This is a genomic window from Mycobacterium colombiense, assembly GCF_001665835.1.
Lineage (GTDB): Bacteria > Actinomycetota > Actinomycetes > Mycobacteriales > Mycobacteriaceae > Mycobacterium > Mycobacterium colombiense_A.
In genome coordinates this window covers 42,604-61,675 of record NZ_LZSX01000098.1, presented here as the reverse complement: position 1 = coordinate 61,675, position 19,072 = coordinate 42,604, and the positions used below count along the sequence as shown (strand labels likewise).

The window sequence follows — 19,072 nt, the reverse complement described above, 5'->3', positions numbered from 1 at the left end:
CGCTCAGTCGCCGAGGTAGTCGGACTCCAGCACCAGGTCGGACAGCATCGTCTGGTACTCGACGTGCGTCTTGTGCTCGACGGTGCTGAACCGCTTGCCCTGCTGGCGGTGCATGTACTCGCGGTACTTCGGCGAGCCCGGAACCCGCACGTTGTCGGCGACCACGATCGAGCCCGGATGCAGCCAGCCGCGCTCCATGATGCTCTTCAGGTCGTCGAGGTAGGCGTCCTTGTCATGGTCGAGGAACACGAAATCCAGTGTTCCTTCGGCAAATCCGTGCTCGTTGGCCAGCGCGTCCAGGGTGCGCCCGCCGTCGCCGATGGTGCCGACCACGCACGTCACCTGGTCGGCGACGCCGGCGTGCGCCCAGATCTGGCGGGCGTTGGCGGCATTGGCCTCGGCGAGTTCGACCGAGAACACCTTGGCCTTCGGGGCGGCCCGGGCGATGCGCAGCGCGCCGTAGCCGCAGTAGGTGCCCAGTTCGAGCGCGAGCGCCGGATCGGCGCGCCGGACGGCGGCGTCGAGCAGCAGCCCCTTCTCGTCGCCGACGTTGATCAGCAGCGATTTCTCGTAGGCGAACTTGTCGATGGTGGCCAGCACGTCGTCGATGTCGCCGGCCCGCGCGTTCTGCAGCACGTACTCGACGGCGGCCGCTTCGCGCCCGTCACCGATCTGGCCCGTCGTGGTGATGTTCGTAGCGCCGGCGGCCATGCGCCAGACCGACCAACGCAATAGAGGTATGCGTCGCTTCAGGTTCATAGACGCCACGATAGGCCGGTGGAGGTTGCGGGCCGGTGCCGCCGCGAGGCGGCTAGGGTGGCGATGAGTGATTCCCGAAAGCGGTAGCGCCGGTGCTAGCGCGTTTCGAAGCCGCATGGCCCTCCGAAAATTGGTGCTGCTGTGACTGGAGTGAATAGGCTGTCGGGATGTGCGTTCGACCACCGATTTTCCCCCATATTGGCTGGTTAATTGCCTGCGGGTTGCCGGGTTTCCCGCGATGAACCCGTTAGACTTTCCGACGATGTTCACTTCCCGAACACCCCCGCCATGACCGAGCAGCCGGACAACGGCGTCGAGCTCGGTCTGACCGGGCGGCCGCCGCGGGCGATCCCGGAGCCACAGCCGCGCACCTCGCACGGCCCGGCCAAAGTCGTCGCCATGTGCAACCAGAAGGGCGGCGTCGGGAAGACCACGTCGACCATCAACCTGGGTGCCGCGCTCGCCGAATACGGCCGTCGCGTGCTGCTGGTGGACATGGACCCGCAGGGCGCGCTGTCCGCCGGCCTGGGCGTCCCGCACTACGAGCTGGAAAAGACCATCCACAACGTCCTGGTCGAGCCGAGGGTGTCGATCGACGACGTGCTGCTGCAGACCCGGGTCAAGCACATGGATCTGGTGCCCAGCAACATCGACCTGTCGGCCGCCGAGATCCAGCTGGTCAACGAGGTGGGGCGCGAGCAGACCCTGGGCCGCGCGCTGCACCCCGTGTTGGATCGCTACGACTACGTGCTGATCGACTGCCAGCCGTCGCTGGGGCTGCTCACCGTCAACGGCCTGGCCTGCTCCGACGGCGTGGTGATCCCGACCGAGTGCGAGTATTTCTCGCTGCGTGGGCTGGCGCTGCTGACCGACACGGTTGACAAGGTGCGCGACCGGCTGAACCCGAAGCTCGAGATCAGCGGGATCCTGCTGACCCGCTACGACCCGCGCACGGTCAACTCGCGCGAGGTGATGGCCCGGGTCGTGGAGCGCTTCGGGGATCTGGTGTTCGACACCGTCATCACCCGGACCGTCCGATTCCCGGAAACCAGCGTGGCCGGCGAACCCATCACCACGTGGGCCCCGCGGTCCACCGGGGCCATCGCCTATCGCGCGCTGGCCCGCGAATTCATCGACCGATTCGGCGCGTGAACGCGACCGAAACCGGTGAGGCGCCACAGCAGAACGGCCACGGAGCTGGCTTCCAAGTCCGCCTGACCAATTTCGAGGGCCCGTTCGACCTGCTGCTGCAGCTGATCTTCGCCCATCGCCTCGACGTCACCGAGGTGGCGCTGCACCGGGTCACCGACGACTTCATCGCCTACACCCGCGAAATCGGTCCGCAGCTGGAGCTGGAGGAGACCACGGCGTTCCTGGTGGTTGCCGCGACCCTGCTGGACCTGAAGGCGGCCCGGCTGCTGCCGGCCGGACAGGTGGACGACGACGAAGACCTCGCGCTGCTGGAGGTGCGTGACCTGCTGTTCGCCCGGCTGCTGCAGTACCGCGCGTTCAAGCACGTCGCCGAGATGTTCGCCGAACTCGAGGCCACGGCGCTGCGCAGTTATCCGCGCTCGGTGTCGCTGGAGGACCGGTTCACCGAACTGCTGCCCGAGGTGATGATCGGCGTCGACGCCGAACGGTTCGCCCAGATCGCCGCGATCGCGTTCACTCCACGACCCGTCCCCACCGTGTCCGTCGGACACCTGCACCAGGTCCAGGTCTCGGTTCCGGAGCAGGCCAAAAAGCTGCTGGCCATCCTGGAAGCGCGGGGCAGCGGCGCGTGGGCGACGTTCTCCGAGCTGGTCGCCGATTGCGAGGCGTCGATGGAGGTGGTCGGGCGCTTCCTGGCGCTGCTCGAACTGTATCGGTCCCGGACGGTAGCATTCGACCAGTCAGAGCCGCTTGGCGTGCTCCAAATCTCGTGGACCGGGGAACGTCCGGCCAGTGAAGCCTTGGTAGAAGTGCGGGACGAATAAGTGACTTGCGCCGCGACGATGCAGAGCGAAGCGATGAGGAGGAGCGGCGCTCATGAGTGAAGACATGCCGGACGTCGATTTCGAAACGGATCTCGACGTGGGCATCCCGGACATCGCCGAGGCCGCACCCATGGAAGCCGGGGAACTCGGTTCCGTGCTCGAGGCGCTGCTGCTGGTGGTGGACACCCCGGTGACCGCGGAGGCGCTGGCGTCGGCCACCCAGCAGCCGGTGTACCGGATCGCCACCAAGTTGCAGGAGATGGCCGAGCAGCTCACCGAACGCGACAGCGGCATCGACCTGCGGAAGAACAGCGAGGGCTGGCGGATGTACACCCGCGCCCGGTTCGCGCCCTATGTCGAGAAGCTGCTGCTCGACGGCGCGCGGTCCAAGCTGACCCGGGCCGCGCTGGAGACGCTGGCCGTCGTCGCCTACCGCCAGCCCGTGACGCGCGCGCGGGTGAGCGCGGTGCGCGGCGTCAACGTCGACGCCGTGATGCGCACGCTGCTGGCGCGCGGCCTGATCACCGAAGCCGGGGTCGACGAGGACAGCGGCGCGGTGACGTTCGCCACCACCGACCTGTTCCTGGAGCGCCTGGGGCTGACCTCGCTGGCCGATCTTCCGGACATCGCGCCGCTGCTTCCCGACGTCGACACGATCGAGGATCTCAGCGAATCCCTGGACCGCGAGCCACGTTTCATCAAATTGTCCGGCGGTCACTCGTCCGACCAGTCGCCGACGTTCGACGTGGACCAGGATTGATGGAAGAAGCTCAGGGGATCCGGCTGCAAAAAGTGTTGTCCCAAGCCGGAATTGCGTCGCGGCGGGCCGCCGAGAAGTTGATCATCGACGGCCGCGTCGAGGTGGACGGCCAGGTGGTGACCGAGTTGGGCACCCGCGTCGACCCGGACTCCGCGGTGATCCGCGTCGACGGCGCCCGGGTGGTGCTCGACGACTCGCAGGTGTACCTGGCCCTGAACAAGCCGCGCGGCGTGCACTCGACCATGTCCGACGACCGCGGCCGGCCCTGCATCGGCGATCTCGTCGAGCGCAAGGTTCGCGGCAACAAGAACCTGTTTCACGTCGGGCGGTTGGACGCCGACACCGAAGGGCTGATCCTGCTGACCAACGACGGCGAGCTCGCGCACCGGCTGATGCACCCTTCCCACGAGGTGCCCAAGACGTACCTGGCGACGGTGACCGGGTCGGTGCCGCGTGGGCTCGGCAAGAAGCTGCGTGCCGGCATCGAATTGGACGACGGGCCGGCCAAACTCGACGAGTTCGCGGTGGTGGACGCCATTCCTGGCAAGACGCTGGTGCGCGTGACGCTGCACGAGGGGCGCAAACGCATCGTGCGCCGGCTGCTGGCGGCAGCGGGATTCCCGGTGGAGTCGTTGGTGCGCACGGACATCGGGCCGGTCTCGTTGGGCAAGCAGCGGCCGGGCACCTTCCGGGCGCTGGCTCATCACGAGATCGGCCAGCTGTACAAAGCGGTGGGCCTGTGACCGACGTGGTGGTGGCCATCGACGGCCCGGCGGGAACCGGAAAGTCCTCGGTATCAAAGGGATTGGCACAGGCGCTCGGCGCGCGCTACCTGGACACCGGCGGGATGTACCGGATGGTGACGCTGGCCGTGCTGCGCGCCGACATCGACCCGGACGACGCCGAGGCCGTTGCGCACACGGCGGAAACCGTGCAGATGGCGATCGACTATCAGCCCGACGGTGACCGTTATTTCCTTTGTGGAGAGGATGTCTCGACGGAGATCCGCGGCGACCGGGTGACCGCCTCGGTGTCGGCGGTGTCCTCGGTTCCAGCCGTGCGCACCCGGCTCGTCGACCTGCAGCGCGAAATGGCCGAGGGCCCGGGCAGTGTCGTCGTCGAGGGCCGCGACATCGGCACCGTCGTGCTGCCCGACGCACCCGTGAAGATCTTCCTGACCGCGTCGGCGGAGACCCGGGCGCGGCGGCGCAACGATCAGAACGTGGCGGCCGGGCTGGCCGACGACTACGAGGCGGTGCTGGCCGACGTCCGCCGTCGCGACCATCTGGACTCCACCCGGGCGGTGTCGCCGCTGCGAGCGGCCCCGGACGCGGTGGTCGTCGACACCAGCGAGATGACCGAAGCCCAGGTGATCTCGCACCTGCGGGACCTGGTCAAGCAGCGAAGCGGAGCGGTGCGATGAGTCAAGACGGCACGTGGAGCGACGAAAGCGACTGGGATTCCGTCGAATTCGGCCTGGACGAACAAGAGGAGGCCGGCCCGGCGCCCGTGGTGGCGGTGGTCGGCCGGCCCAACGTCGGCAAGTCGACGCTGGTGAACCGGATCCTGGGCCGACGGGAAGCGGTGGTGCAGGACATCCCGGGCGTCACCCGCGACCGGGTGTCCTACGACGCGCTGTGGACCGGGCGCAGGTTCATCGTGCAGGACACCGGGGGATGGGAGCCCGACGCCAAGGGGTTGCAGCAGCTGGTGGCCGACCAGGCCTCGGTGGCGATGCGCACCGCCGATGCGGTGATCCTGGTGGTCGATGCCGTCGTCGGCGCAACCACGGCCGACGAGGCCGCCGCCCGGATCCTGCTGCGGTCGGGCAAGCCGGTCTTCTTGGCGGCCAACAAGGTTGACAGCGACAAGGCCGAGGCGGACGCCGCGATGCTGTGGTCGCTGGGGCTTGGTGAGCCGCGTGCGATCAGCGCCATACACGGGCGCGGAGTGGCGGATCTGCTCGACGCGGTGCTGGCCGCGCTGCCCCAGGTGTCCGAGGTGGCGCCCACGTCCGGTGGCCCGCGGCGCGTGGCGCTGGTCGGCAAGCCCAACGTGGGAAAGAGCTCGCTGCTGAACAAGCTCGCCGGCGATCAGCGCTCGGTGGTGCACGACGTCGCCGGAACGACGGTGGACCCGGTGGACTCGCTGATCGAGCTGGGCGACAAGGTGTGGCGGTTCGTCGACACCGCGGGTCTGCGGCGCAAGGTGGGCCAGGCCAGCGGGCACGAGTTCTACGCCTCGGTGCGCACGCGCTCGGCCATCGACGCGGCCGAGGTGGTGATCGTGCTGATCGACGGGTCGGACCCGCTCACCGAGCAGGACCAGCGGGTGCTGTCGATGGTCATCGAAGCCGGCCGGGCCCTGGTGCTGGCCTTCAACAAGTGGGACCTGGTCGACGAGGACCGCCGCGAGCTGTTGGAGCGCGAGATCGACCGCGAACTCGTGCAGTTGCGGTGGGCGCCGCGGGTCAACATCTCCGCCAAAACCGGGCGGGCGCTGCAGAAGCTGGTGCCCGCCATGGAGACCGCGCTGGCGTCGTGGGATGCGCGGATCCCGACCGGCCCGCTGAATTCGTGGCTCAAAGAACTAGTGGCCGCCACGCCGCCCCCGGTGCGTGGGGGCAAGCAGCCGCGCATCCTGTTCGCCACCCAGGCCACCGCCCGGCCCCCGACGTTCGTGCTGTTCACCACCGGTTTTCTGGAGGCCGGCTATCGGCGCTTCCTGGAGCGACGGCTGCGCGAGACCTTCGGGTTCGAGGGCTCGCCGATCCGGATCAACGTGCGGGTGCGCGAAAAGCGGGGAGCCCGGCGGCGCTGAGCTGAGCGGGGGTTTCTCGGGAGGCTGGCGGTCCCTCCGGACCAATAGGTGCCTCCCGATTCCGCTAGCGCATGCGCTAGCAAGTTTGGGGAGCACGTATTGGACAGGTCGATTGGCGGGGTAGCGGGTCGTCTGCGGTACGCTTTCGACCTGCTGCCGGTGGAAGCATCGGCGCGCGGGCTGTGGCGCAGTTTGGTAGCGCACTTGACTGGGGGTCAAGTGGTCGCAGGTTCAAATCCTGTCAGCCCGACCGGAGTTTGAGCAGGTCAGAGCATATTTTTGGCCTGAGGCGGTTCGCTTGTGCAATCCGTGTGCGGTAACTAACCGTTTAGGCGGGCGCCTGGGCGGTGGTGATGAGCTGTGTTGCATCCCTGACGATTGCCAGGGCGCCTAGCTCTTGGGCGGTACTACTGGCGCGTTCAAGCATGTCCAGCGCGCGCACGGCGTCGTCCTGGGTGTTTCGCGTAAGCAACATTTGTGCCCAGTACAGCAGGTTTCTTGCCTCGAACAGCGGCGCGCCGATGCGTTCGTGCACTGAGCTGGCGGCCGAGAAGTGCTCGTCGGCGTCGTCGAAGCGACCCAGAGCACCGGCCAGATGACCGAGGATGGTATGCGCGGACCAGAATGCCATCCCGATCGGGTTGATGAGGTGGGAGTGGTATGGGGACAACAGTTCGTAGATCGTCGCGGTGGCCTGGCGGTTGCCGACGCGCACGGCAGTGAGGCCCCAGTTTGTGAGCGCGAAGAGCAGGAAATTGTCGTAGTTAAGTGATTCGAACCCCGCTTGCGCCACGACGTCAAGCCGGTTATTGGCCTCCTCGATGCGGCCGAGTTCGGCCAGGAAGAACGCCGCCACGGCGGGTATCGAGGAGACACCGGGCATGACTTCGTGTGCATGCAGATGACCGTCGATGATTTCCTCAAGTCGCCCCTGTTCCCACCGCACGTAGCTCATTGGCGCGCCGTAGAAGAGGAAAACGTCCAGTACGCCGATATCGCGCCCGACCGCGAGCGCATCGCGAGCGAGCCTTTCGGTCAGCTTCAACTTGCCCGGGATCTGTGCCTCTAGCGTCGCGAGGAAGAGTGCGATCCATTTCAACCATGGCTGGTTGGTTTTCTCGGACAATCGACGCACCCGGCCAGCGCATTCGTGCGCTTCATCGATGTCGGCGATTTCGATCGCTGCTACGCACCGGAGCGCGGCCCCGGTGCAACCGCGGAACGGGTCACCGAGCGCATCGGTCAGGGACAGCAGCTCGGCGGTGAGCCGCATGCGCTCAGCGACCATGTCCGGCCGGACGAGCAGGGCCGCGCTGACCAGACCCAGCACATGCGCGAGGACATGCTGATCGGCATCTCGCCGCGCGAGTTCGAGCGCCTCATCGATGAGCGGGCGCACGCGCGTCGCGAAATCCCAGTCGAAGCAGACCTCCGAGGCGAGTTGGGCAAGCAGGCGGGGCAGATACGCGGAACCTGCGGGCAAGGCATTGATCGCCATTTGCAGGGCCTCAACCCGTTCCGTGTCGAACGCGGCCCAGCTGGCCCAACCGCGTGTGTTCGGTAGCGCTGCTCTGGCGATCCGATCCCTATCGCCCATCTGCTGCGCGATCTCGCCGGCCGCCAGTAGCGTTTCCCGATAGGCCGATTCCCCGGCCTGCCGCTGCGCCTCGCCGATCAGGATCATCAGATCGCACCGATCGGCGTCGCTAGCACCCGCAGCAGTGCCGAGCTGGTCGAGCGCCTGGGCAAACCAGCGCAGCGCCTCATCAGGGGCCAGCTGAGCTAGCGCGCGCTCGCCGGCGCGGCGCGCGTAGGAGATCGCTTTGGCGGGGTTGACCGACTGGGTTGCCGCGGCCCAGTGGTAGGCGAGCTGCCCGAGGCGTTCATCGCTGTTTTCACCGTAGGTGTGCTCGATGGCTTCGGCGATGCGGGTGTGCAGCCGCGCGCGACGGGTGCGGCTCAAATCCTCATACAGCGTGTGGTTGATCAGCGCATGCGTAAAAATGAACCGCCCCGGCGTCTGCGGGCTTTCCCGCAACACCGATCCGGCGACAGCGGCCTCGAGCGAGTCGAGCAGCTCGTCCTCGCCACGGTCGGTCACAGAGGACAGCAGCTCCAGATCGAACTCACGCCCGATGATCGCCGCAGCGCTCAACGCGCCGACCGCATCCTGTCCGAGGCGTCGGATGCGCTGACCGATGACATCGCGCACACTGCGCGGGATCCCCAGTTCCCCGATCCGCGTCGTGACGACGTAGCGGCCATCGGCACCCTGTGCAATCGCGCCCGATTCGAGCAGATGCCGCAAGATCTCTGTCACAAAGAATGGGTTTCCGTCGCTTTCACGGCGTACCGCCTCGGCCAGCTTGAGCCCCGCGGCGTCAAGGTCATGACCTGCGGCCGCCGCGATCAGCGACTCCACCTCGTCCTGCACCAGACCGTCCAAGCGCACCCACTCCACACCTTGTTCGCGGCGCAGGTCGGCCAGCAACGACGTCAGCGGATGATCGGCGCCGATGTCGGTGTCCCGGTACGTACACATCACCAACAGCCGAGCATCGACCATGTTCGATATCACGTGCTTGAGAAGCTGCAGTGACGGCTTGTCGGCCCAATGCAGATCATCGAGCAGGACGACCAGCTGTTCGGCCCCGGCGCGCTGCAGCAGTCCGACGATCGCAGCGAACAGCAGGTAGCGCTCGGTCTCGGGATCACTAACCTGCGGCCCGGGCACATCTGAGATCCGGCGCGCCAGCTCGGGCACCAGCCGGCGCAGCTCTCCGCCATGGTCGACCACATGCTCTTCCAACACCTCGATCGGGCAGTGCTCCACCAGCCCTTGCAGCGCCTGCACCCACGGTTGGTAGGAGGCCGCCAGCTCCTCATCGCAATGCCCGTATAGCACGATGGCGCCCTCGCTGTGCGCCTCCAACGCGACATAACTGGCCAGGCGCGTCTTGCCGATTCCCGGCTCCCCGGCGATCAGGACCAGCTGGCGTGCCCCCGCTTCAGCCTTCAGCCGCACTTCTGCCAACCGCGCCCGGATGTCCTCGCGGCCCACGTATGCGGTCTCGGGCAGGACCCGCAACCGCGGCGGCAACGGCGTCATCGCCGCGACCAGCGGCTCCCACGCCAACTCACACGCCGTCACCGGCTTGGGCAGTCCCTTCAGCTCTAGCTCGCCCACTGAGCAGAAGCTGTGATCGCCGCGACGGCCCACCATCATCCGGGTCAGATCGGTCAATAGGACCTGTCCGGGGCTGGCCTTGGCGCACAGCCGCGCCGCCTCGACCACAGGCGGTCCGAAGTAGTCGCCCTCATCGCGGATCGCGTCGCCCAGGCTGATGCCCACCCGGACCAGAAGTTGTTCACCCGCACGACGATTGCGCACCTCGTGGTGCTGCTGCACCGCCATCGCGCATGCCACCGCCGCCGCCGCCGATGGGAACACCACCATTACCCCGTCGCCGGTGTTTTTTACCTCAGTGCCGTTCGTGCCGGCGATCGCCTTGCGCAACAGGGCGAAGTGCTCGACGCGCAGCTCCTCGGCCCGCTCCGGACCCACCCGCGACGCCAGCTCGGTCGACGCCACCAAATCGGTGAACAACACCGCGATCATCTCGACCGGAGCAGCCATCACGGCCCCCTGAGCAAACAAGGCCGAACAGCGCCAGACACACCGCAAGATTGGCAGCATCTCCGGCGGCAGACCGTGGCGGTCAAGTCCATCGTCGCTCGGCTTGAACCACCGTCCAGCCACAATCAGTAACTGCTGCAACTGTACGCTGCCAAGTTCACACCGAGGGAGTTTGCTGACTTTCGTCGCAGACGGCGTAAAACGTTTAGTCACCGAGCCGGTGCACAGGCATCTCATCGTGCATCTCGGCGTCCAGGGGATATGGATCCTGCACCGAGGAAAAGGCGAAGAAGCGCGCAGGGTCATCCAGCAGAGACAGCATCCTCACCCATCATTGCTGCGACGGCTTTCGACCGGCGAGCTATCACCAGCAGCGCGATCATCGGCGATCTCGCGATCTGTCGCTTATGGCTTCGGTCGTCCACGCGGGTAGGAATGGCGCCCGGGTGAGGAAATGATCGCTTTGTTCGTGCCCACGCGTATGGGTAACTTGTCCAGCTGAGCAGAATCCCCCGGGAGCGGGGGAGGGTAATCGCGCCGCCCGGACCCGATGAGAGCATGGCCCGGATGACCACGCACACCTGCATGGGCTGCGGCCTCAAAACCCGCTACTCCTATTGGCGCAACTGCACCGGTTGCGGCTTAGACACCCGCTGCTCGTACGACCGAGATTGGCCGGATCGGTATCAGCAGGCCGCGGCAGCATTCGCGGCGCTCGCGAGGATCGCCACTCTGAGCGAGAAGCATCCGACGGCCGCGTTGGCGTTGATGGTGCCGGGCTCACTCATCGCCATGGCCGCAGTCGCCGCGTACCCACTGGTGTTCGTGCCATTGCTGATCCTGCTCACCGTGGCTATGGCCGCGTCCGTCCGTTACGAGGACACCCGCACCCCACCGAAGTAGTAGACCGGCCTACGGCTGAAAGGCCGGAAGAACATTGCCGGAATCGCGAATCTCCCAGATGCTGGCTTTGCTGATGCCGTCGAAGTTGATCTTGTCCAACGTCGCCCGCGAGTACGTGAGGTCGATGGCCACCTGAGTCGAGGTGTTGCCATACGGGTCGGTCATCGGGAAGGTGCCCTGCACGTTGACCGCGGACGCGTCCGGATAGGCAGCTCTGGCGTACTTGAGGATGTCGATGGTGTCCAGCCGGGCGCCGTCTTTGATCAGCTGCTCGGTGTAGTTGTCACGAATGGCGAATCGGGCGTTCACCACATCGCCGTTCGGGCCCGGAGCGGTGGTGAAGGTGACCCCCACCGGCTTCTTGGGGCCGGCCGGTGTCGACGGCGCTGCCTCCGTCGGTCCCGCCGCGACCGAATTGCTCGACGGGCTCGAGTGGCTGGCCTTCTTCGGGTCGAAAATCCAGCTTTTGCCCACGAGGATCACCAGGACGAAGACGCACAGCGCCGCCAGCGCCAGGACCGCCTTTCCGGAGAGGCCCTTCTTCGGCGGCTCTGCGGAGAACGCCCACTCGCTGGTCCAGCTGGTGCCGTCGAAGTACCGCTGCAGCCCGTGGCCTACGGCAGGGTCGGAATACCAGCCCGGCGCCGAGTTCGGCGGGGGCGGCGCCTGTTCAGACGGCATCTATCCATTTTCGTCGTGCCAGAGAGATCCGGGCTGCCCGGCCCGGCGGCCGCTCGAGACGGACCATTCAGTCCTCGCGGTCCGGCTCGTCGTGGTCCCTCTCTGATTGCTTGGCCATCGCAACCTCCTTCGTCGACCGACGGACCACCCGCAGCGTGCGATCTGAAGACCCCGAGGACGCAAACTTCGACTGCGGTAAGCCGCCCCGTCAAGCCTAGGCTCTGGACACGTCTGACGGCGCCGCACCCGCGCCGCGCCGGAGATGTGAATTCCAGATGGCCCTGGCGTGACGGTTCGGCGTTCGACGTGTCGGCGCGTCGGGTGCGGGATATGAATCTGGGCGTGAGCACCCACCATGTGAACCTGACCCCGCAGGAAAGCTCGTTGCTCGGCGAGAGTCATCCCGAGGCTCTCACGCGCATGGACGAGAAGTCGCTGAAGGACTTACAGAGCCGGCTCAGGCAGGCGCGCGAGAAGAACTTCAGCCTGTTGCGGCGTCAAGGCGCGGCCCGGGTGGCGACCGAAGGCGCCCGCGGCTCCGCCCAGCCGGCTAACGAAAAGCGCGGCGAAAAGCTGGAGATCTTCGACGAGGCGCTGGCACGGGTCGGCGAGCGCCTTGGCGCCATCGAGTAGCTGCCGGCGCGTCTGACGGGCGCAAACCGCTTGCGTTACGGCGCTTTCCGGAGATCGGCGAGCGAGTTCCGAAGCCCACCATCCATCCGGATCTGGACGGCGGCGACAGCAACCATGATCGCGGCGGTCACCAAGTGCACCACCGCGTCAACCGTGTTGTTGGGAAAGTTGAACACGAACGCGACCTGATGCGAGAAGAAGGCCCAAATCCCCGGCAGCGCACCGGCTATCGCGGCGAGCAGTAGATATAGCACGGCAAGCGACTTCCGCAGCGCGCACACGAGCCCCGGCGTGAACAGCGCCAGACCGGCGACGGCGTGCCAGCCGTTGTAGTCCATGCCGAGCAGCTGCACGGTCGGCGCATCGGGCCCGGTCGCGAAGCTGGGATTCAGGATGAACCCCACCACCGCCTGAATGACATGGAAAACGCAGATGATCACCAGCCCGACCTGGGCGAAGCTCCACCTCACATTGCACCCCCTTGTGCGCGGCGAGATGTCGCAATACTACGCCCTGTAGTAGATCTGGGTCAACGAAAGCGGTCGCTACGCTGTGCCGTCCCGTTCGATCCAACGGGTAAGCGCGTCTTCGAGCGCGGTCGCGACGTCCACACCGGCGCTGTCAGCTGCCTGCTCAAACCGCTCGACCAAGTCGGTGCGGACCGAGGCGCCCAACCGGGAGAACGGTGGTTTTGGCTTTGGCGGCAGGTCTACGGGCACGTGTCGCGCGACGGACGCGTCAATGATTTCGCGAAGTGCCGGTATCTGGTCGAGCAACGTGTCGAGATCGTCGCGTTCTATCCGTAGTAACTCGGCCGGCCCCATCGTCGTCACGGTCGCCGAACGGAGTCTGCCACGATGGAGCGCCGATTCGCCGATCACCTCGCCGGGCCCCAGCGAGGCGACGCGGTCCTGGCCGATGTACACCCCAACCTCCCCGCTGAGCAGGATGTAGCAGGAGTCCGACGGGGTCTGCTCATGAATCAGCGGCAATGCCGCGGATGTCGCAGTGCGATGAGCTACCCGGGCGAGACGCTGTAGTTGAGCATCCGAGAAGTTAACGAATGTGGCGTACTCCCGTAGCCGCCGAGCGTCTTCCTCATATTGCTTCGCGTCGGCCTTCATAGCGGACTCCTGAACGTGCGATGTGCCGCTGACATCGACGAGCGTATCGCGGATTTACGCTACGAATGTCACTTTCGACCGGGAAGTTTCGATACCGTCCGCACGATGGGCAACAGCGACTTCTGCCACAGTTTCCCCGGAATGCCAAGGGGCGGATCGAGATTGAACACGCGTGCGGTCGCGATCGTCTGCGATTCGGTGTACTTCAGCAGACCCTCGGGACCGTGCCGGCGGCCGACGCCGGACTGGCCCATCCCGCCCATCGGCGCGCTGAGGCTGCCCCACGCGAACGCGTAGCCCTCGTTGACGTTCACCGTCCCCGACCGCAACCGGGCGGCGACCCGCTCGCCCTCCGCCGAGGATCCGGCCCACACGCTGGCGTTGAGCCCGTACTCGGTCTCGTTGGCCTTCTCGACGGCCTCATCCACGTCGGCGACGGGATAGATCGAGACGACCGGCCCGAACGTCTCGTTGGCCGCGCATTCCATCTCCTGCGTGACGTCGGTCAGCACCGTCGGCTCGTAGAACAGCGGCCCGACGTCGGGCCGGGCCTTACCGCCCGCAATCACCTTGGCGCCCTTGGCTTTCGCGTCGTCGACGTGGTCCGTCACGGTGTCGAGCTGACCCGCGGAGATCAGGCTGCCCATGTCGACCGAGAAGTCATATGCGGTGCCCAGCTTCATGTTTCGCACCGCGGCACCGAACTTGCCGATGAAATCGTCGGCGATGTCCTTCTCCACGTAGATCCGCTCGATGGAGATGCACAGCTGGCCCGCGTTCGAGAAGCACGCCCGGGTGGCCGCCTTGGCGGCCTTGTCCAGGTTGGCGCCCCGCGCGACGATCATCGCGTTCTTGCCCCCGAGTTCGGCCGAGAATCCGATCAGCCGACGACCCGCGTGTTCGGCGAGCTCCCTGCCGGTGGCGGTCGAACCGGTGAACATCAGGTAGTCGCAGTTGTCGATGATCGCGGTGCCGACCACCGAGCCCGGCCCGGGCACGACCGCATAGAGCGCCCGCGGCAGGCCGGCCTCATAGAGCAGCTCGGCGCACGCGAGCGCGCAGTACGGGGTCTGGCTGTCCGGCTTGAGCACCACCGCGTTGCCCGCCAGCAGCGCCGGCACCGAGTCGGACACGGTCAGCGTCATGGGGTAGTTCCACGGCGAAATCACCCCGACCACGCCCTTGGGCTGGTAAGCGACCGTGGTCTTGCCGATCCCGGGAAGCAGCGCGGGCACCGTGCGGGGCTTGAGCAGGTCCTCGGCGACGCCGGCGTAGTAGTTCGCGTTCGCCATCAGGTCGATGATTTCCTCCTGCGCCGCCCAGCGGGCTTTACCGGCCTCGGCCTGCAGGAGATCCATCAGGAACTCGCGGTTCTTCACGACGAGGTCGCGATAGCGGGCGATAACGGCGACGCGCTCGCTGACCGGGCGGTTTGCCCAGGCGGCCTGGGCCGCGCGCGCTTCGGCGAACGCGGCTTCGACGTCGTCGGCCGTGCCGATCGGGATGGTGGTCAGCGGCCTGCCCGTGAAGACCTCGTCGATCGTCTTGGTCTGGCGTGCGGTGGTGTCTTTGATCGCGGCGAGCTGACGCAGGCGGTCGAAGACCTCGGCTGACGGTGCGGGCATGTCATTACCTCTCGAACGGCGTCCAAAGCACCAGACTATTGGTTTTGCATGTGCCTGCCGCCGACGACAAAGAAATGGTGGTCGCTTACCACAGCGAACGTTGGTAAGCAACGACCGGGAGCCGGCACCGCGAACATCGCAGCTGGTCCATGGGGGTGTCCCGACAACTTCTCCCGTGCGCAGGGCTGCCGGTCTCGCATCTCCTGTAGCCTCAGGGTCAACCAATAGGCAGGTACTCAACCAGATGATTCAGCCGTCCACCGGGCCGGTAGGTTCCGGGCGGGTCGCCATCTCACCCCGATCCGGTGGTGGGGGTGACGGCGGCAGTGGCATCAGCCGCGAGGCCGTGCCGACGAGCGTAGCCGCTGACCTCGCGCCGATCCTCGCCGCTTGCGCGTAACTGCCACTTAAAAGATCGGACGTGACCCACTTTGCTGCGGTTCGTGAACTTTTCCTGTCCGCGTGTCGCCGCGCGAACGCCGTACGTCACCGCGCGAACGCCGTACGTCACCGCGCGCAACAGGCAGTGAGCGTCGATGGCCATCACCGAAGTACCTGAATACGCCCATCTCAGCGCCGACGACCTCGATGCGCTCGCGATCGCGCTGGACGCGATCCGTTGCGAAGTCGAGGATTCGCGCGGTGTGAAGGACCGCGAGTACATCCGGCGCACCATCGCCTTTCAACGATGCCTCGAGCTCGCGGCGCGGCTCACGATCGGCGTCAGCAAAAGCAAGCCGGGATGGGCCGTGGGAACCGCCGCGCTGGCGGTGGCCAAGTGTGTCGAGAACATGGAACTCAGCCACAACATCACCCACGGTCAATGGGATTGGATGAACGATCCGGAAATCCATTCCAGTACCTGGGAATGGGACATGGTCGGGCCCTCGGCGCACTGGCAGTCCTCTCACAACCACCGACACCACATGTTTACCAACATCGTCGGCGTGGACGACGACCTCGGATTCGGAGTCGTGCGGGTCACTCGAGATCAGGAGTGGAAACCGAGCTCGCTACTGCAGCCATTGCGCGCGGGGCTGCTGGCGCTCTTATTCGAATGGGGTGTCGCGCTGCACGGCCTGTACGCGGTCCGGGATCGCGAGACGACAGACGCGCGTAAATCGATACACAAGATGGCGATGATGCGCAAGATCGCTCGCCAGGTCATCAAGGATTACGTTCTGTTTCCCGCGTTCAGCCGCCGCCGATGGCGCCGCGCACTTGCGGCGAACGTTGTCGCGAACCTGTTGCGCAACGTATGGGCGTACACGGTAATCGTCTGCGGCCACTTCCCGGATGGGGCGGAAAAGTTCACGCCTGCGGTTCTGGATAACGAGACGAAGGCCGACTGGTATCTCCGGCAAATGTTGGGTACTGCGAACTTTCGGGCCGGCCCGGTGCTGGCTTTCATGAGCGGGAACCTCTGTTACCAAATTGAGCACCACCTCTTCCCTGATCTGCCGAGCAATCGCTACCCAGAGATCGCGGACCGGGTGCGGACCTTGTGTGTCACCTACGATTTGCCCTACACCACGGGTCCGTTGATTCGGCAGTACCTACTCACCGTCCGCACGGTCTGCAAATTGGCGCTGCCCGACCGGTTTCTGCTCGCCACCGCCGACGACGCACCAGAGACCGCGTCCGAGAACAGGTTCCGTACCGCCGCGGACCGATCACGGGCGGCAAATGCCGGTGACGATGTGCGGCGAGGGGGACTGGCGACGGCGATAAGCTCTCGCGGTAATCGGCACCGGCGCAGAATTTGGTCTGCCTAACCGCAAATTACGCTGCGGCGCAAAGCCTTTCGCGAACGATGCGTTTTGGTGCTGTGGTCTGAGCGGTCTAGACGGCGGTGACTCCGACCGCCTGAGGGCCTTTAGGTCCCTGGGTGATCTCGAACTCGACCCGTTGATTCTCCTCGAGCGAACGGAATCCGCTACCTTGAATCTCAGAATGGTGGACGAACACATCCTTGGCTTCGCCGTCAGGAGCGATAAATCCGAAACCCTTCTCGCTGTTGAACCATTTTACAGTTCCCTGCGCCATACCAAACTTCTCTCTTTCAGTGGATGTAATTCGGATACATCCGCGCGGCAACCGTAGCACGGATCAACAAAACGGCTGCCGGCATAATCTTCGGTCACCTTCGGGACTGCGGGGTGTTGTTCGCGCGTTTCGTCCTTTGCGTCCGACCTACGCGAGACTTGCGCGCCGCAACGTTGTGACGGCTCCGGCCCCGCATGACGAGCCCCAGCATCGAGGACCTCGGTGCGTCAGGATTTCTTGGTATGAAGCAAAGGTTCGGTCGGTGAGCTCTGAGCTGCCTTGAGGCGCTTCGCGGCGCGTTTCTCTTTCAAAGACTGGCCCGATTTCTTGGCCATGGTTTTTCGTGGGGATTTGTCAGACACTGCGGCCCTTTGATTTTGGGGGCCTGAGTGGTCCCGGTCCGGCGAGTCTACACCTGATCGCGCTGCCAGGTTCTGCTCTACTCGGATCGGCCGCCGGAATTGTCCAAAAGCCTTGAAAAAAGCCCAATCCAGCGCCATCGGTGTCGACGGAATGCTTACCTTGGCGTCGAACTTCAAGCCAGCGGGCCTACGCGGGAGGGCGATCAGGACGGGCCGGACAACGGCCCGTCGGCCGAACGCTTTTCGCATTCGTGTGCCGGCCGGTCGTCAACAAGCGGACGCACGACGAGCCCCTGCTGGTCGACCTCATGGCCTGGCCGATCGGTGACACATGAGCCGCTGGAGGCGTACGGTCGAGGCAGAGCCGTTTCGTTGTCGGCACTGGCCTCGAACGCCGTTGCGCGAACGAGATCACGGACAATGCGATTCCTCCGTCGCCCCGACCTACGGGCCGATCGCTTCGAACTGTGAAGGGTCGATTCATGAATCGCGCAGATCCGTTGTTCGGACTCGTTGCGTCTGAGCAGAATCCGATATCAGGCGCGATGTTGCACTCGATCGAGCAGCGCCGAACGGATACGGCTGACCCGGCCGGAGTCACTCTCATGCGCGATCGGGGCAGTGCGGCGGCGTGGCCAACAGCCCCGCTGCGACTCACGCTGGCATCCCGGCTCGGGAACAAGATCGATGGCGCTTGGTGGCCTCGCACCGGACTGGTCTCGCGAGAACTGCCTGACTTGGTCTCCGTGTTGGACGCCCGCCTAGGCCAGGTCGTTGATATCAACGTCAACTGGTCATCGTTACAAGGCCAGCGGGATCTCAATTTCGGTTGGTTGCTAGGAATTCATCCACAGGTCATGACGGTCATTGGCCGGGATGCGCGGGCGGCGCTGCTGTTGGTTCCGTACCGAACTGCTACAGCGCTCGCGGTAATGATTTTGCGCCGGGCCGCCGGCCTGCCCGTCTACCCGATCCATCACGATTCACGAGCGTTCAAGACCGCCGAATGCATAGTCCGTGCGGCCCAGGGCGAGAGCATGATTGAAGTGCGTCGCCGAGTTCCGCTGAAGCGCGGTGCCGGAGCGCGATAGCAAGCCAAAAGGGGCCTATACGCGGGCCTTCTCTTCTTTCGCGCTGATCGTCAGCAGGCTGTCGACCGTCAAGGCATTGTTCGGGCCCGCTGCGGTCATCATGACGGCATGTGCCTGGTCTGGGTCGGCGTGCGGCGAAACCACCAGAAGAACGATTCTCGTGCGGTTGAGTCCGAGTAGCTCGACGGTGTTGACTGGCTGGAGGGTATATCCGTCGAGCCGTATCGTGCGATTCGCATATGTCAATTTCGCTGGCGCCGTTGACCATTCGGTGAGTTTATAGATTACCCGGCCAATCGGACCGAGTCGAACTGAAAGCACCGACAGCAGATCTGGCAGTTCTGCCGTGAGATCGTCACTGTGCGGCCACCACGCTCCGTCGACAAACCCGCTTTGGGGCGCTTTGGGCTTGAGACGCAAGCGCGGTGTGCGTAGCGGCGGGGTGCGCGCGCGCCCGACATCTGTGTGGACCGTCTGTGGCGCCATATTGACGCTCCCGTCTTGACCGCGGAACCGGCCAATCATTCGAATCGACGACGACATGGCTTTGAGTAGTCAGGTGCGAAATATCGCCGACGGGGTCCACACTACGCCAGTGGTCCGGTCCGGAGGCGAGCTTGCATCCGAGCCTCGGGTCGGTCGTGGGGTTCGAGCT

Annotated in this window: 20 protein-coding genes and 1 tRNA gene; 11 read left to right on the top strand and 10 right to left on the bottom strand. The window is 65.5% G+C overall.

Annotation, left to right across the window (positions count from 1 at the left end; all coding sequences use genetic code 11):
• Window positions 1-3: 3 nt before the first annotated feature.
• The gene (locus A5760_RS23990; RefSeq protein WP_064885476.1) at window positions 4-759 is read right to left on the bottom strand and encodes an O-methyltransferase; all 756 of its coding nucleotides are present in this window, start codon (window positions 757-759) and stop codon (window positions 4-6) included.
• A gap of 288 nt (window positions 760-1,047) precedes the next feature.
• On the opposite strand from A5760_RS23990, the gene A5760_RS23985 reads away from it, so the two are divergent.
• From A5760_RS23985 to A5760_RS23955, 7 genes are all read left to right on the top strand, one after another.
• Window positions 1,048-1,911 (top strand): ParA family protein, encoded by an 864-nt coding sequence (locus A5760_RS23985; RefSeq protein ID WP_008257550.1) that lies wholly within the window; start codon window positions 1,048-1,050, stop codon window positions 1,909-1,911.
• A complete protein-coding gene (locus A5760_RS23980; protein ID WP_064885474.1) occupies window positions 1,908-2,735 on the top strand; it encodes a segregation/condensation protein A in 828 nt (275 codons plus the stop codon). Before A5760_RS23985 ends, A5760_RS23980 begins: the two co-directional genes overlap by 4 nt.
• Window positions 2,736-2,787: 52 nt before the next feature.
• Window positions 2,788-3,495, top strand: a complete 708-nt coding sequence (gene scpB, locus A5760_RS23975; RefSeq protein ID WP_064885472.1) for an SMC-Scp complex subunit ScpB — start codon at window positions 2,788-2,790, stop codon at window positions 3,493-3,495.
• Complete coding sequence (locus A5760_RS23970; protein WP_064885470.1) at window positions 3,495-4,238, top strand: pseudouridine synthase; 744 nt, start codon at window positions 3,495-3,497, stop codon at window positions 4,236-4,238. The genes scpB and A5760_RS23970 overlap by 1 nt, the downstream gene beginning before the upstream one ends.
• A complete protein-coding gene (gene cmk, locus A5760_RS23965; protein WP_064885468.1) occupies window positions 4,235-4,918 on the top strand; it encodes a (d)CMP kinase in 684 nt (227 codons plus the stop codon). Before A5760_RS23970 ends, cmk begins: the two co-directional genes overlap by 4 nt.
• Entirely contained in the window at window positions 4,915-6,315 is a 1,401-nt protein-coding gene (gene der, locus A5760_RS23960; protein ID WP_064885466.1) for a ribosome biogenesis GTPase Der, read from the top strand. The genes cmk and der overlap by 4 nt, the downstream gene beginning before the upstream one ends.
• A 176-nt stretch (window positions 6,316-6,491) precedes the next feature.
• Window positions 6,492-6,565: transfer RNA gene (locus tag A5760_RS23955), tRNA-Pro, on the top strand.
• Window positions 6,566-6,643: 78 nt separating this feature from the next.
• On the opposite strand, the gene A5760_RS23950 is transcribed toward A5760_RS23955, so the two are convergent.
• A complete protein-coding gene (locus tag A5760_RS23950; protein WP_196772192.1) occupies window positions 6,644-10,165 on the bottom strand; it encodes an adenylate/guanylate cyclase domain-containing protein in 3,522 nt (1,173 codons plus the stop codon).
• 354 nt (window positions 10,166-10,519) lie between these two features.
• Here A5760_RS23950 and A5760_RS23945 point away from each other — a divergent pair, with 354 nt between their 5' ends.
• Entirely contained in the window at window positions 10,520-10,855 is a 336-nt protein-coding gene (locus A5760_RS23945) for a hypothetical protein (RefSeq protein ID WP_196772196.1), read from the top strand.
• Window positions 10,856-10,864: 9 nt separating this feature from the next.
• Here the strand turns inward: A5760_RS23945 and A5760_RS23940 are convergent, their stop codons facing one another.
• Window positions 10,865-11,536: a DUF2510 domain-containing protein gene (locus A5760_RS23940; RefSeq protein WP_064885460.1), complete on the bottom strand. Its 672-nt coding sequence runs from the start codon at window positions 11,534-11,536 to the stop codon at window positions 10,865-10,867.
• A gap of 330 nt (window positions 11,537-11,866) precedes the next feature.
• Here A5760_RS23940 and A5760_RS23935 point away from each other — a divergent pair, with 330 nt between their 5' ends.
• Window positions 11,867-12,169 (top strand): hypothetical protein, encoded by a 303-nt coding sequence (locus A5760_RS23935; protein WP_196772191.1) that lies wholly within the window; start codon window positions 11,867-11,869, stop codon window positions 12,167-12,169.
• 35 nt (window positions 12,170-12,204) lie between these two features.
• Here A5760_RS23935 and A5760_RS23930 read toward each other — a convergent pair whose 3' ends face one another.
• From A5760_RS23930 to A5760_RS26845, 4 genes are all read right to left on the bottom strand, one after another.
• Window positions 12,205-12,639 (bottom strand): DUF4383 domain-containing protein, encoded by a 435-nt coding sequence (locus tag A5760_RS23930; RefSeq protein WP_064885458.1) that lies wholly within the window; start codon window positions 12,637-12,639, stop codon window positions 12,205-12,207.
• 75 nt (window positions 12,640-12,714) lie between these two features.
• The gene (locus A5760_RS23925; RefSeq protein WP_064885456.1) at window positions 12,715-13,293 is read right to left on the bottom strand and encodes a cyclic nucleotide-binding domain-containing protein; all 579 of its coding nucleotides are present in this window, start codon (window positions 13,291-13,293) and stop codon (window positions 12,715-12,717) included.
• Between the two features lie 68 nt (window positions 13,294-13,361).
• A complete protein-coding gene (locus A5760_RS23920; RefSeq protein WP_064885454.1) occupies window positions 13,362-14,918 on the bottom strand; it encodes a succinic semialdehyde dehydrogenase in 1,557 nt (518 codons plus the stop codon).
• A gap of 292 nt (window positions 14,919-15,210) precedes the next feature.
• Complete coding sequence (locus tag A5760_RS26845; RefSeq protein WP_155764450.1) at window positions 15,211-15,462, bottom strand: hypothetical protein; 252 nt, start codon at window positions 15,460-15,462, stop codon at window positions 15,211-15,213.
• Here A5760_RS26845 and A5760_RS23915 point away from each other — a divergent pair.
• Complete coding sequence (locus A5760_RS23915; RefSeq protein ID WP_064885452.1) at window positions 15,455-16,693, top strand: fatty acid desaturase family protein; 1,239 nt, start codon at window positions 15,455-15,457, stop codon at window positions 16,691-16,693. The two genes, A5760_RS26845 and A5760_RS23915, sit on opposite strands and share 8 nt — an antisense overlap.
• Before the next feature lie 67 nt (window positions 16,694-16,760).
• Here A5760_RS23915 and A5760_RS23910 read toward each other — a convergent pair whose 3' ends face one another.
• A complete protein-coding gene (locus A5760_RS23910) occupies window positions 16,761-16,964 on the bottom strand; it encodes a cold-shock protein (protein WP_064885450.1) in 204 nt (67 codons plus the stop codon).
• Window positions 16,965-17,191: 227 nt separating this feature from the next.
• The gene (locus tag A5760_RS26435; RefSeq protein WP_155764449.1) at window positions 17,192-17,503 is read right to left on the bottom strand and encodes a hypothetical protein; all 312 of its coding nucleotides are present in this window, start codon (window positions 17,501-17,503) and stop codon (window positions 17,192-17,194) included.
• Window positions 17,504-17,808: 305 nt separating this feature from the next.
• Between A5760_RS26435 and A5760_RS23905 the strand changes: the two genes are divergently transcribed.
• A complete protein-coding gene (locus tag A5760_RS23905) occupies window positions 17,809-18,417 on the top strand; it encodes a DUF5994 family protein (RefSeq protein ID WP_231122730.1) in 609 nt (202 codons plus the stop codon).
• A 15-nt stretch (window positions 18,418-18,432) separates the two neighbouring features.
• On the opposite strand, the gene A5760_RS26430 is transcribed toward A5760_RS23905, so the two are convergent.
• Window positions 18,433-18,903 (bottom strand): DUF5994 family protein, encoded by a 471-nt coding sequence (locus A5760_RS26430; protein ID WP_082279600.1) that lies wholly within the window; start codon window positions 18,901-18,903, stop codon window positions 18,433-18,435.
• Window positions 18,904-19,072: the final 169 nt, after the last annotated feature.